General features: G+C 57.8%; 9 protein-coding genes. 1 reads left to right on the top strand and 8 read right to left on the bottom strand.

Features of this window, described 5'->3' with window-relative positions:
• Positions 1–111: 111 nt before the first annotated feature.
• The 8 genes from B3520_RS03230 to B3520_RS03265 form a co-directional block, all read right to left on the bottom strand.
• Positions 112–2,610 (bottom strand): glycoside hydrolase family 9 protein, encoded by a 2,499-nt coding sequence (locus B3520_RS03230; protein WP_286805192.1) that lies wholly within the window; start codon positions 2,608–2,610, stop codon positions 112–114.
• A 29-nt stretch (positions 2,611–2,639) separates the two neighbouring features.
• Positions 2,640–3,785: a hypothetical protein gene (locus B3520_RS03235; RefSeq protein WP_286805193.1), complete on the bottom strand. Its 1,146-nt coding sequence runs from the start codon at positions 3,783–3,785 to the stop codon at positions 2,640–2,642.
• 171 nt (positions 3,786–3,956) lie between these two features.
• Positions 3,957–5,957: a glycoside hydrolase family 6 protein gene (locus B3520_RS03240; protein ID WP_286875403.1), complete on the bottom strand. Its 2,001-nt coding sequence runs from the start codon at positions 5,955–5,957 to the stop codon at positions 3,957–3,959.
• 199 nt (positions 5,958–6,156) lie between these two features.
• Complete coding sequence (locus B3520_RS03245; protein ID WP_286805208.1) at positions 6,157–7,554, bottom strand: cellulase family glycosylhydrolase; 1,398 nt, start codon at positions 7,552–7,554, stop codon at positions 6,157–6,159.
• A gap of 520 nt (positions 7,555–8,074) precedes the next feature.
• On the bottom strand, positions 8,075–10,123 hold the full coding sequence (locus tag B3520_RS03250; RefSeq protein WP_286875404.1) for a discoidin domain-containing protein: 2,049 nt from the start codon (positions 10,121–10,123) through the stop codon (positions 8,075–8,077).
• Between the two features lie 736 nt (positions 10,124–10,859).
• The gene (locus tag B3520_RS03255; RefSeq protein WP_286805212.1) at positions 10,860–11,621 is read right to left on the bottom strand and encodes an ABC transporter permease; all 762 of its coding nucleotides are present in this window, start codon (positions 11,619–11,621) and stop codon (positions 10,860–10,862) included.
• Positions 11,618–12,544, bottom strand: coding sequence for an ABC transporter ATP-binding protein (locus tag B3520_RS03260; RefSeq protein WP_286805213.1), 927 nt, complete (start codon positions 12,542–12,544; stop codon positions 11,618–11,620). Before B3520_RS03260 ends, B3520_RS03255 begins: the two co-directional genes overlap by 4 nt.
• 59 nt (positions 12,545–12,603) lie before the next feature.
• Positions 12,604–13,125 (bottom strand): GyrI-like domain-containing protein, encoded by a 522-nt coding sequence (locus tag B3520_RS03265; RefSeq protein WP_286805215.1) that lies wholly within the window; start codon positions 13,123–13,125, stop codon positions 12,604–12,606.
• Positions 13,126–13,377: 252 nt separating this feature from the next.
• On the opposite strand from B3520_RS03265, the gene B3520_RS03270 reads away from it, so the two are divergent.
• A partial coding sequence (locus B3520_RS03270) for a helix-turn-helix transcriptional regulator (RefSeq protein WP_286875406.1) occupies positions 13,378–14,240 on the top strand: 863 nt, incomplete at its 3' end.

Here is a 14,240-nt window from a genome sequence, read left to right on the forward strand (position 1 = left end):
GTCACCCGCCTGGACGGCGGGTGTCGAGCCCCCATGGATGGGTTTACGGCGTGTCCCGGAACGGTATACCCTCCCGCAGCACTCTAGTCGAAGCACAATGCAACGACAGAGTCAGTCACACACGCTTCCATTTACCTCTGGCACTTGCGCGGAACCGCTGCCGCCCTTGCTCACCTGGAAGCCGAACTCCACGGACTGGCCCGGTTGCAGGGTGCCGTTCCAGCCCAGATCGGTGGCGGTATAAGGGTTGCTGCCAGAGACCTGTGCGTTCCAACTGTTGGTGACCGACGAGCCATCCGAATACTCCCAGTTCACCGACCAGCCATTGATCGCCTGGGCTCCCGTGTTGCTGATCAGAATAGCCGCAGTGTAGCCCGTGCTCCACTCATTGCTGATCTGATACTCACACTCGGCCAGGCCACCATTGTCGGAACTTGAACTCGAGCTGGACGACTCACTGCTCTCGGATTCGCTGCTGCTCTGACTGCTCTGCGAACTGGAGCTGGACGAGGAGCTGCTGTCGTCACCGACAATACCATAGGGGTCCGGCTGGGACTCGCAGGTGCTCGGCGCGATGCAGCTCTGGTTATCCTCCCAACCCCAACCGCTCTGGGTCTGTTCGCACAGCGGGTACAGCGTGCCGTACCAGTTGCACTGTTGCCCTGCGGGTTCGGAAGACGAGGAGCTGGACGACGAACTGCTGGAGCTGCTACTGGAACTAGACTCGCTGCTCGACGAACTGGAGGATGAACTGCTGGACGAGGAGCTCGAGGAAGAGCTGGATGAATTGCCCCCTTCGGCGTAGTCATCATGGAAGGCGAGCACCCAGGCCAGCGCACTGTTCCAATTGATGGTGATCTCGTTGGTGGACCAGGCCTCGATATCATCCAGGTAGCAGGTGGCCGGAGCCGATTCGCAGCCGCTCAGGGCATTGCGGGAAACGTCGTCCTCCAGGCCGTAGTTCGGACCGCCGGCCAATGCACCGGGCGGTAGCCACGGATAGCTGCCATCAAGGGCGCCGGCCCAGAACCGGTGGTGCGGTTCGGTCAACGCGTCTTCGCCGTGCCCGGAGACAAACGAGAACGACAGGGTATTGCGACCGAAGAGGTAATCAATCCCCGAACCCACACCGTGAGCATACTGATCGTCTCCGGTGAAGTCGTAGGCCAGCCCCAACAGGAACAGCTTGTTGGCGATCACATTGTTCGACCCCCAATAGTATTCCTCATCAGTATTGGGCACCCGATAGCCGGTGTTGGCAATGGTGATCAGATGCGTGTCGGCCACCGACTGGATGTACTGTCGTGCATCGCTGCGCAGGCTGGCGGTGTGCTCGGACGGCACCGTGGCAAGGGACATGACCCCTGGCAGTTCCGTATCGGGCCAACCCCAGTCGATACGCTCCAGTTCATAGTTCTGCAGCGTCGGCAGGTAACGGCTGTCACCCGTGGTGATGTAAAGCTCTGCGGCGGCCCAGTAGAACTCATCGGCGGGCTCGTCGTCGCCGTAGGCGCCGCCACCGTTGTCGTAACCGCTGGTGTAGACATCCCCCGGATTCGCCTCGGCGGCATCCCAGGCGCGCTCGGCGGCGGTCAGGCAACGATCGGAAAACTCGCTGTCGATGCCGGCCCAGATACGGGCACATTGCGCCGCTGTTGCCGCCAGGTTCAGGGTGGCGGTCACACTCGGCGGTACCAGCGCCCGGGCACTGCTGTCTTCGTGCGGCGCCAGCGGCAGACCGGTCCAACCAACGTCATGCATTTTGTGGTGCGCCATACCGGCTTTGGCTTCGCCCTGCGGAACCTGCATGGACAGCAGGAACTCCATTTGCCAGCGCACTTCGTCGAGCAGATCGGGGATGCCGTTACCGCTCTCGGGAATGTTCAGCGTACCGTCGGCAAAGCGATCCAGGTTGCCGCCCAGGTGCAGGGCGCGCTCATACATATTGAGCAGCTTCCAGGCCGAGATGCCGCCATTGACCACATACTTGCCGTGATCGCCAGCGTCATACCAGCCTTTGGTCACATCGAGGGAATAGTTACAGGTGCCCTCCCAACAGGGAACATCGTAATCGCCCTGGTTGACGCCCTGATTCAGATGGCCGGCCGGACGAGCCCAGCGGGCATCGCTCGCGTAGCTGGTGTTGCCACCGCCGGTGTACTGGGTTTCGATCTCGATGCCGCTGCGGTTGTGGTAAAAGTATTTCAGCGAGTCGTATAAGGGGCCGGTAAAGTTGTCGGCCGAAATGGAAAACGGGTAGCTCTCATCGCCGTCGATCATCAGCACATAGCCGTCACCTTCCACCGTGACATCGGAAAAGCCCAGCTGGTGTACGTGATCACCGGACGCCGGATCCTGGCCGACCGGCACGGTTGTGCCCTCGGCGACCAATGAGCCATTCTGATACAGACTCCAGGCTTTGCCTACCGTGCTGTCGCTGACATAGGTGGCCACTTTTTCGCCGTTGGGCAGATAGCCCACCTGATTGACCCGGGGGTTACCGACTTCCGCGAATGCCTGAGAAGCCGTTGCCAGCAATACCGCACTGGCGAGGGTGTTACGAGCCACGGTAAACCGTGACGATTGCCGATTTGAAGCAGTTACCTTCATGATTATTATCTCCGATTATTGTTGGCGGTTCAGTTCCATTGCAGTAACGACTCGGGGGCGACGCGCTGATGCAACTCACGCACCTCCTTGCCCTCGAGATCCATCGTGCGCACAGACAAAATTCGCGCATCGAGTGTGTCGGCGTATAAGAATCCGATGTGGCGCTCGTCCGGGGAAAACACCGGCGCCCCATGTCGGCCTTCGCCCTGAGTGAGCTGACGGGCATTGCCCGACCGGTCACTGAGAAAAATCTGCATGCTGCCTTCGTATACCTGTTCGCGTTGCGCCTCGTCGTAATGGAAATCAAAATCCACCAGAGCCGCATAGAGCAGCGCATCACCGTCCGCCGACCATTGCACAGGGTTCTGTACATGGTGCTCCGGATTCGATAAACGCCGGCTTTCCCCACTTGCCAGGTCATGCACGTATAACCGGCGGGCGCGATCCGGGCTATTGACGATGTAGGCCACAGCAGAGCCGTCAGGGGACCAACTGACGCCGGTAATGACAGCGCCATTCTGTTCAGGCTGCAGACTCGGAAAGCCCGGCTCGTCTTCCCCCGGGGCCGCGACGAACTGCAGGCGCGATCGACCGGGATCAAACACCACCACCGCAAGAGCACGTCCGTCGGGAGCCCAGGCGTAGTCGAGAATGTCCCGGGCCTGAGTGACCGGAGTCGCGCCGCGCGCATTGAGCTCGACCACTTCCAGTGCGGCATTCCCGGGCCGGGCGTGAATATAGGCCACCGCCTCGCCGCTCGGGCTGAAGCGGGGCGATACCGCACTGTCGTCAGTGTCGCTGATGAGCTCGGGCTCGGCATTGCCGGGTTCGAGCAGGAAGATCTGCAAGCGTTCGCGATCTTTGTCCAGATGAATCTGATCGCGACCGTGACGGTTGGACATAAACACCAGCGTTCCCTGCGGCGACCAGTGCGGTTGTAAATCCCGCCAGCGCTCGCTGACCAGAACCGGCCCGCTTTCCCCGGTCGGGGACACCCGCTGCAACTGGGTCACCGGGCCCATCTTTTTCTGTACAAACGTCAGTTGGCCGGCCGCTGTGGCCGACGAGTGGGATGTGGTCTGACAGCCCGTCAGGCCGGTCAGCACCAGAATCAGCGCGCCGAGCACACACTGAAATCTTGGGTAATATTGAGACCGTAAAAATGTGTTGTTCATGCAATAACGCTCAATCAAAGCCTGGCTGATTGTTGGCTGGCAAACAGAAGCGAGACGCCTCTATTGCGATTCGTACATCGGGAAGCACACCACCGCCCGAAGGCAGTGGTGTGCGACCGGCGGCGAAAGGGGGGAACACCGCCGGTCAATTTCACCTGTTTCCGCACAACATCAATCCAGCGGCGGATAGGCGTTCTGCAGGTACAGCTCGAAGGCCTCCGGGAACCAACGACCGGCATGCGGTGCATTGGGCAATGCTCCGGTGGGAACCCCGGCGTCTTCGTTGTTTTCATTGGGGTTACACATGCCATCGTGCTGCTTGGCCGGATCGTTCGGATCTGGCTCGAAATCCGGATCGGAGATACCGTCGGATTCACCCTGCGGTTTCACCCAGACATAGGCGTCGAGGCCCGGAGCCGGATTGGCTTGGGGACGCTCGCCCACACCACCGGGCTGGTTACACCAGTTCCCGCGATGGTGACGACGGTCGATGCGCGACTCATCCACATAGGTATCCAGATCCGTGCTGGTCGACACGCCCGTGGGACGATCCGGTCCACCCCAACCGTTACGGCCGGTGTCGATCAACATACCGATGTCACTCGGGAAGCCCTGTTGGATCATCGCCTGACGCCAGTCCTGCGCGAATTCGATTTCCCCGAAGTAGGGGTTCCATTCATAGAAGGAACTGGAGCGAACCGGCTGACCACCCACCTGCAGGCTGGGGTCGGGCAGATACGGCTCTTCCAGCGGCGTGTAGTTGGCCGAGTTGGTGACAAAGCCCGCGATGCTGTCCACACCTTTGTCAGTGCCTTTGATGGTATTGCCGATAAGCTGAACGGCCTCGCTGAAGTTGTCGCTCCAGCCCAGCCAACCGCTGTGGGCAATATCAACATAGGAATACACATTGGGCAGGGTGCTCAACTCATTGAGCGCGTACTGAATGCCATCCTCGTAACCACCGGGTCCGGCCGCTTCCTGACAGTCGGGTTCATCCAGGTTGGTGACCAGATTGGGCAGGGAGTCGACTTCCACAATGGCGACGATGTGCAGGTCGCTGTATTCCGGCTGACCCAGCAGTTGCACGATCGGGGCGATATAGTCCTGCTGATAAATTTCGAAACCGTTCTCCGAAATCCGCAGCTCGCCGTTGGACGCCAAGGCGGCACAATCGCGATTGGGCAGGTTGTACACCACAAACATGAAGGTGTCCGCGCCCTGATTGACCGCTTCATCCAGGTGACCTTTCAGGCCGATACCGTCGGTGATCGCACCAATGCGATCCATCCACACGGCGGTATTTTCAAAGGCAATGGCCTCGCCACCGGGTTCCGCCAGTGCTTTTGCAGACCAGACCGGATCGACGTACAGGGTGGTGCCGTCAAATGGGTTGTCGACACGCGTGTAATCGCCATCGGAAGATGAGCTGCTGGAGGACGAACTGCTCTCGCTGGAGCTGCTGTCACTGCTTGAAGAATCAGAGCTGGAGGAGTCCGAACTGGAAGATTCCGAGCTGGACGACTCGCTGCTCGATGAGGAAGAGCTCGACGATGAAGAAGAGCTGCTGCTCCCGTCGCCATCGATCACCCCATAGGGGTCCGGTTGCGCCTCACAGGTGCTGCGGGCGATACAGCTTTCATTGTTTTCCCAGCCCCAACCACTGTCGGTGGTTTCGCACAGGGAGTAAGTCGTGCCGTACCAGTTGCACTGCTGCCCCGCGCCGCCCGGGTCACTGCTTGAGGAAGCACTGCTGTCACTCGATGAGGACTCGGAGCTCGAGCTGGAGGACGAACCGCCGTCTTCACAGAGCGCGCCCTCCAACGTCGGCTGTTCCGCCGCGCCCCCGTTTTTGTCCACCTGAAAACCGAAGCTGACACTCTGCCCCGGCTGGAGCGTGCCATTCCAGCCCATATCACTGGCGGTATAGGGATTGCTTCCGGAGAATTGGGCGTTCCAGCCGTTGGTCATGCGGTTGGCGTCAAACGTCCAACTCACATCCCACCCGCTGACGGCGCTGGCACCGTCATTGGTCAGGGTGACCTCGGCGGTGTAGCCGTTATCCCATTCGTTATTGACCGAGTAGGCGCATTCGGCTGACGCGCCGTGACTGGCGGCGGCAATAGCCAACCCCAGCAACGCCAGACCACTGCCTTTTTTTACTGTCGTTATCATTGTATTGGATCTCCTTAAAACGTACTTGGAAAGTTAAGTACTGCGTCGCAAATGCCACCACCTCCCGGTGAGTCCGCCGACGAACTTTCGCCGATGGTTGTCGTTTCCCTGACAGGCCAGGAAGCACGGGCGATCGAACCGACCCGCGCAATTCAAGCTCAGGCGACGCCCTGCAACCCGCGCCGCCCGACTAATCCGTTCAGTCACACAGCGGGCCAGACAGGCTTGGCGCTTGGGCATCCGCGCCCCCCTTGCTGACCTGAATGCCAAACTCGATGGTCTGTCCGGGTTGCAGGACACCATTCCAGTCGAGATTGGCTGCCGAGTAGGGGTTATTACCGGACAGCTTCGCGTTCCAACTGTTGGTGATACGTGAGCCGTCGCTGTACTCCCAGCTCACTGACCATCCGTCCACGGGCTGCGTACCGGAGTTGGTCAACCGAATGGCACCGATATACCCCGAACTCCATTCATTGGTGATCTGATACTCGCAATCTCCAGCACCTGGCTGTGCGCTGCTGGACGATGAATGACTGCTGGAACTGCTGCTTGAAACGCTGGAACTTGACGATGAGGAACTTGAAGAGGCGTCGCTACTGGACGATGAGTTTTGACCTTCGTAGACCGTCGCTGTCTGGGCCGTCTGGCGCAGCCCGTTACTGCTGTTGATCAGAAAATCGCCCCAGGAAGACAGATTGTCAACATCCCAGTTCAACGTGATATCCAGCGAGGCAACCTCGCTGCTGTTACCCGACCAGGACCACCCCAGATAGCCAATGCCATAGTCTTCGGCCACGGACAGAACCGACGCTTCATCAACCTCATTGCCGTAGTGATCCGCCCCGAATTCACCCACAATCAGCGGTAAATTATGGGTGGACAAGAATGTGGACACATAATTCTCAATAGTGGAACGGTCCTGGTACACCTCGTACATGTGTACGCTGAACAACGTGTTATTGCGCTCATCCGCGGCGGCCACGGTGGAGGCGTTATCGCGCATCACACCCTGCCAGTCCTGTCCCCAGTTGGCCGCATCCACCAGCAGTGTGTGGGTCAGGCCGGCTTCGCGCAGGCGCTGGATAGCGTCGACATGCTGATCCACCCAGGTACTCGCGGCCACCCCGTTTCCAAATGGCTCGTTGGCGATATTGATGATGACGTAATCTTCCTGCCCCTCAAGTACCGGAGCGATGTCGAGCCAATAGTCGACAACATTTTCCAGCGTTCCCGCACTGTCCTGCTCGCCATAACCGGTGGCGTCATGCACCTCCAGTACCGCAATCAGCTCGTTGTCTTTACACCATTCAATCACCTGCGCCACATCGGCGGCACTGTTGCGCGTCCACTGCTGGCCATCGGACAACACTATACGGACGGTGTTGGCATTGACGCTGGCGATGTCGGACAGCGCCTGCTCGGTGCGACCGGTAAACCAGGTGTGAGGGTGGTTCACTCCGCGCATGATGAACGGATTGCCATTGCCATCCAGCAGTTGGGTTCCCGATACCTGAAATCCTGCCTGTACACCGATTGCAGCCGACAGGGCACTGGCACCCAAAGCGGCGCACGCGAGGGTTTTCTTGATAGCGTTCATGGTTCTTGCCTCTTTCTTTTATGAAATGGAGCAACGTTAAAACCCGAGTGTTTGAAACGTTCGGGTCTAAATTGCTTTCAACGTTACCCAAGCGTGAACCGGTCGCGCCGATTGTCGTCCCAGACGGCGGCGCGTTTTATTGTTTTATGATTTTCGGTGACCGAACGCGTCTCTTTATCGAATGCTTTGCAACGCGTTTTGTCTCCGATCCGGCGACACCCTAAAGTACTTTTTGACCATAAGACAATCCTGAAAACGCGATCGTGGCGCGCAATAGCGTGTTCTGTGTCACGAATCAAAAATGTCAACGTCGAGGCGGGGTATGGATCACATAAGCATTGTCGTTTCAATCAAAAATGGCGGGATTGAGTGCAACTGTTTCTTAATAAATAACATTTTCCGTTATTTGAATTTTTGCTAACAGCTGTAGGGAAGGTGGTTTAATCCGACACAAAAAAAGCCGGCACAGAGGCCGGCTAAGTCAAAATTTTTTTCAGATGCTTCACATCAGCGCAAGGCGTTATGGAACCGGATCAATCGGTACAAACTGACTGTAAAGGCCATTGACGTCAAAGACAGCAATGGAGAACTCGTAGATTCCGTCTTCCAGATTCAGCTCATGAGACGTGGCGTACGCATCGTTCACCACAACCGACTGAGACTCGCCACCGGCGCCCTGCTGATAGCGGATCTCATAGCCGCCAATTTCATTCAACTCCAGGTAGCTACCATTTTCGCGCTGATCCGGCGTCGTCCACTCCAGGACCACGCCGTCACCCACAACCTGCTCACTGTTGGTGGTGACCACCAGCGTGGTGCTATTTTCGGACCAATTGCCCGCCGCATCGCCCGCGCGCACCGAATACTGATAGGTGGTTCCTGAGGACAAGCCCGTGTCGGTGTAGCTGGTCTCGGGCGCCAACAGTTCCGTGATTCGGGCGCCATCGCGATACACCTCATAACTCATCACCGCCTCGTTATCACTGGATTCCGCCCAGGACAGGGTCACGTAAGAGGTGCCAACCGCGGTATCGTTCAGTGAACCCGGCGCCGTAGGTGCCGTCGTATCTACCGTTTCCTCTTCAGTGGGTTCTCCCTCGCCGGTAGAACCATCACCGGTGGAGCCATCATCAGAGCCGGTGTCGGTATCAGAGCCGGTGTCGGTATCAGAGCCAGTGTCGGTCTCGGAGCCAGTACCGTCATCAGTGGAGCCATCGGTGCCATCGGACGGTGAGTCGGCGCTGTCGGTCGGATAACCGAACACCTGCATTTCCCACAGTGAGTGACCCCAGGATGTCGCCCGGGCCAGGCCCATCATGCGTACATAGCGACCGTGACCGTCGACGACGAGCTCATCGGTACCGCCATTGCCATCGACAATGTGCTCGACCGTTGTCCAACTTTGGCCATCGTAGGACGTCTGAATCTGGTATTCACTGGAATACGCTGTTTCCCAGTCAAGGTTAACCCCGGTGACCTGATGCGCCTCGCCCAGATCAACCTGCAGCCAGGCGGTATCGCCGTAAACACTGGCCCAACGTGTACTGCCGCTACCGTCAAAGGCATTCTCCGGCGCGTAGGCATCCCGTTCGGTGGACGAGGCAGTTGCCGGGCGTCCCTCGGATACCAGTTGCGGTTCAGGCGCCACGTAGGGTTCTGCTCCATACACTTCGAGCTCCCACAGAGAGATGCCCCAACGGGTAGCGCGCTGCACGCTCTGAATACGGACGTAGCGACCAGTTGCGCTCAGCTCAACAACGTCCTCGCCACCATCGCTGTTCGTGACCGATTGGACCGTCTGCCAGTCGTTAGCGTCCGTCGACACTTGAATATCGTAGGCTTCGGCGTGCGCCACTTCCCAGCGAAGAACCAGGGAGGAGAGATCATAGGTCGCACCAAGATCCACGGCGATCCACTGATCTTCGCCGTACTCACTGGCCCAACGCGAATTCATGTCGCCGTCGACCGCCTCTTCGGGCAACCGGCTGCTGTTCTCGGAGGAAGAAGCGAACATCGTCTGGTTTAACGCCAGATTCGCGCCGTCCCCTGAGGTGGTTTCGGAATCGGTTGTGGATTCAGGTTCAGTTTCGGGCTCGGGCTCGGGCTCGGGCTCAACACCGTAAACTTCCAGCTCCCACAGGGATACACCCCACTTGGTGGCACGCTTGACGCTTTCGACACGAACATAGCGCGCGGACCGGGTCATGGCGAAACTGTCGACACCGCCGTTGCTGCTGGTTACGGCGCTGACGGTTTCCCAATTGCTGCCGTCCAGCGAAACCTCAAGATTGTACTGCTCGGGATAGGCCGTTTCCCATTGAAGTATCACGGAAGAAATGTCGTAAACACTCTCCAGGTCAACAATGATCCAGTTGCCATCGGAAAAATCGCTGCTCCAGCGAGTACCGACATTGCCATCGACGGCAAACTCGGCGTCACGATTTCTGTTCTGGGAGGAGGAGGCGGACACCGGCTTGTCCAGGGCCAAATTTGACGGCGCGGCAGCCACCGCGCCATAGGCGGGGGCCAGCAGTGCGGCGGCCAATACCGCAGAAGCAATGTATTTCATTGAATACCTCGAAAGTGTTGATTGCTACCGCTCACTTTCGAGGTGCGTTGCGTCAGGTGCGGCCGGACATACTCCCGCCGTCACCTTCCGCACTCCGGAAGGAAGCGATAACCCAGTTACTGATGCAACCCATGGAGCTATTCATAAATGGAATCCATCCGACCGTTAAATAGCTTTGAAAGAGAACGAGTGGCCCGGGAGCCATTCGCGTTGGTGGCAAGAATAGGGATCATTTTTCGTCTGTCAATCGACGGAAGGAGTTCACAATTTCAGAAATCTTTGCGGGGCGATATGCATTGATAGCGAGTGATCAACCACAGCGTAAAATAGGTTGAGCTGCTAACCAATTAGCATCGCTCATGTGATGAAAGTCCGCACCCGGAAGGACACAGGCCCAGATCGTCGTTTTAATAAACAGGGGTATAACCGGGAGTTTGGATGTTGCTTACGGACAGGGGAACCGCGTCGCACTTTTACCGGTAAACCATCGGGCGGCGGCGCCTCAAAAATGTGAACTGTTATATAAAGACACTCTTGACATTTCTTTTCCTGCTAAGAAAACAAGGAATCAGGTCGCCATTTCAAGACCATTTTGCGATAAAAACATCCGTTCTATAATTAAAAAATTGAATAAAACGGAAAAAATCTTCGGCTTTCCTGCTTGAAACCCCGATTTTTGTGGTTTGGCGCGACAACCTCCGAGATGGGCACCGTCGAACGATCGCCGCCACCCTCATCATGGCTTGATTTTATAGCCGGTTTTGAAGAGCCACGCGATGACCCCGAGACAGAGCAGCATAAACACCAGAATCATGGTGAGACTCAGCCCGACTCCCACATCGGACACGCCATAAAAACTCCAGCGAAAACCGCTGACCAGGTACACGACCGGATTGAACAGGGTAATGGTCTGCCAAAGAGGAGGCAGCATATTGATGGAATAGAAACTGCCCCCCAGGAACGCCAATGGCGTGATCACCATCATGGGTACGATCTGCAACTGCTCAAAACTCTCCGCCACCACGCCAATGATAAAACCCAGCAGGCTGAAGCTCAGCGATGTCAGAATCAGAAACGCCAACATCCAGAAGGGATGCTCGATGGAGTAGTCCACAAACACCCTCGCGGTCAGCAGGATGATCAGCCCCAGGATGATGGACTTGGTGGCCGCCGCGCCCACATAACCAATGACAATCTCAAGAGCGGAAACCGGGGCGGACAGTATCTCGTAGATGGTGCCGGTGAACTTCGGCATATAAATACCGAACGATGCGTTGGAGGTGCTTTCGTTCAACACCGTCAGCATGATCAGCCCCGGAATGATGTAGGCACCGTAGCTGACGCCGTCGATCTCTACCATGCGCGAGCCGATCGCAGCCCCGAATACCACAAAGTAAAGCGAGGTGGACAACACCGGCGAGGCAATACTCTGCATGAGGGTGCGCCAGGCCCGCGCCAGTTCAAACAGATAGATCGCCCGAATCGCATACCCGTTCATGCGCGCTCCTCCACGAGGCTGACAAAAATATCTTCCAGTGAGCTCTGGGACGTGTGCAGGTCCCGATAATCAATATTGAGTTCGGCCAGTTGCCGTAACAGCCGGGCAACCGCCACCGGATCACCCTGCGCATCGTAGGTATACGTCAGTTGATAACCATCATCGGACAAGGTGGTCTGTTCCGCGGGCAGAGCGGTCGGCACCTGATCCAGGGGTTCACTGAGCTGAAGGGTCAGCTGTTTCTGTCCGAGCTTCTGCATCAACGCGGCTTTTTCATCCACCAGGATGATCTCGCCGCGCTGAATGACCCCCACCCGATCGGCCATATCTTCGGCCTCTTCAATATAGTGGGTGGTGAGAATGATCGTTACGCCGCTGTCGCGCAGTTGACGGATCATCCGCCACATATCCCGGCGCAACTCGACGTCCACACCGGCGGTGGGCTCATCGAGAAACAGAATGCGCGGCTCATAGGCCAGGGCCTTGGCGATCAGAACCCGACGCTTCATGCCACCGGAGAGCGCCATGATCCGGCTGTCTTTTTTATCCCACAGCGACAGATCTTTCAGCAGCTGCTCCAGGAACGCATCATTGGGTGGCTTGCCAAACAGGCCCCGGCTGAATCTGACCGTGCTCCATACGGTTTCAAAAATATTCACGGCCAATTCTTGCGGCACCAGGCCTATTTTCTGACGGGCCGCCCGATACTCTTTCACAGTGTCGTGGCCATCGGCCAACACTCGACCGCTGGTCGGATTGACGATGCCACAGATGATGCTGATCAGCGTGGTTTTACCGGCGCCATTGGGCCCGAGTAACGCGAATATTTCGCCGGGGTTGATGTCCAGGCTGACATCCGTCAGCGCCTGAAAGCCCGATCCGTATACCTTGCTCAGGCCCTGAACTGAGATTATCGGTTGCACAAGTACTCCTGATGGTTTCCCTGGAAAGTCGCCAGTGTACGGGGTAACGCCGGCCAGAACTACGCCCCGACCACCTCTTCCTGCAGGGGCACCCAGATCTGGATACCGCCCCACCCAGTGCGAAAATCAAACTCGGCGCCATAGCGTTCCAGGAGCAGGGGGCCATTGCGACGCTGGGGGCTTAAATTGAGCCCCGGCAGGCTATGGGCAAAAATGGTGTGCAGGGCCGGGCGCAACTCCGACACATGATCCCGGTGCAGAAACACCGCATAGCGCTGCGCCGGCACCGTCAGGCGATCCCAGTCATCATTGATTCTCTGGAAACCGGGCACTTCCACCGCGGTCATATAGTCGAAACCATCCGGCGAGTCGGCGGCGGGTAATAACACGCCATAACTGTGTTTATCGGTCTGATCCGGAATCCAGCCCCGGTAGGGCGAAAACTTCTCCCAGAACCCCGGAATCGCGGTCGATGGTAATCCCTGGATTTTTCGCCTCAGCCCCACCAGCCGAAATCCTGACAGCGACTCCACTCCCAGAAGTCCGGGAACGGCCGTAGCGGGCGCTTTGAATGAATGCATACCTGTCATGAATCTGTCCCCATCATTGTCACCGGAATAAACCTTTTCCTGTCTGACGCGCTAACCCGCTGCACCGGATTCGGCTTCGGGAAGAACGGACAGAGCGTCAGCGTGCTCGCAATCTCCTCACCGATACGGTCGACTGCACACCCCCAATATCGACAGACCATGGAATTTACCGGACAAATACGACATTATTTGACGTACATCGCCCCGACAATGGCAACGAACCAACACCGAGGGGTCAGCCCCATGGCGAATACCGCGACACGCCTGTTCAATCTGATTGCTTATCTGCAGCGCCACCCCAACAGTTCGGCCTCACAGCTGGCCGAAGCACTGGATGTTTCGGCGCGCACCGTGCAGCGCTATATCGTTATGCTCGAGGATATGGGTATTCCGGTGTACGCCGAGCGCGGTGCCCAGGGTGGCTATTCCCTGGTGCGCGGCTACCGCATGCCACCACTGATGCTCTCGCCGGAAGAAGCCGTGGCGGTACACCTGGGGACCGGACTGATCGAGTACGTGTGGGGCAAGCTGTTCCGGGGGGCGGCATTGAGCGCCATGACCAAAATCGAAAACGTCCTGCCGGAAGAACAACTGCAAGAAATCGCCTGGGCTCGTGGCAACCTCATCACCCAGGGCATTCCGCGGATCAACCCCAATCTCGATATGGAACAACTGGAGACTCTCTACCAGGCCGTTCGGCAGGGTTTTCAGGTGCGGGTTCTGTATCAGGGCAAACAACAGCCCGCCCCTCAATGGCGAACCATCGAGCCCTATGTCCTGGTCTACAGTTGGGGCCAACAGTATTGCATCGCCTATTGCCGGTTGCGCCAGGCCATGAGGTCCTTTCGGGTCGACCGGATTCAAGCGATGGAGCGGCTCACCGAGACGTTCAACAAGCCACCCGAATTTGACCCGGCTCAGTACCTGGACGAGCACTTTGAAGGCCAGTCGTCCTACGAAGTGCGGCTGTTTTTCTCCGCTGACACCGCCAGCGTGGCGCAGGATTACCGCTGCTGCTGGGAAAGCTTCGAAGAGCGCCCCGATGGATCGGTGGTGGCGGGCTTCCGCGCCAGCGACCTGGACACCGCGACCCGCCGTGTCATGTG

Source organism: Marinimicrobium sp. UBA4509 (assembly GCF_002388575.1).
Classification (GTDB): Bacteria; Pseudomonadota; Gammaproteobacteria; order Pseudomonadales; family Cellvibrionaceae; genus Marinimicrobium; species Marinimicrobium koreense.

Coding starts and splice junctions, on each gene's coding strand:
- B3520_RS03245 (WP_286805208.1), bottom strand. CDS start 7,554: ATGAACGCTATCAAGAAAACCCTCGCGTGCGCCGCTTTGGGTGCCAGT.
- B3520_RS03240 (WP_286875403.1), bottom strand. CDS start 5,957: ATGATAACGACAGTAAAAAAAGGCAGTGGTCTGGCGTTGCTGGGGTTG.
- B3520_RS03235 (WP_286805193.1), bottom strand. CDS start 3,785: ATGAACAACACATTTTTACGGTCTCAATATTACCCAAGATTTCAGTGT.
- B3520_RS03230 (WP_286805192.1), bottom strand. CDS start 2,610: ATGAAGGTAACTGCTTCAAATCGGCAATCGTCACGGTTTACCGTGGCT.
- B3520_RS03255 (WP_286805212.1), bottom strand. CDS start 11,621: ATGAACGGGTATGCGATTCGGGCGATCTATCTGTTTGAACTGGCGCGG.
- B3520_RS03265 (WP_286805215.1), bottom strand. CDS start 13,125: ATGCATTCATTCAAAGCGCCCGCTACGGCCGTTCCCGGACTTCTGGGA.
- B3520_RS03250 (WP_286875404.1), bottom strand. CDS start 10,123: ATGAAATACATTGCTTCTGCGGTATTGGCCGCCGCACTGCTGGCCCCC.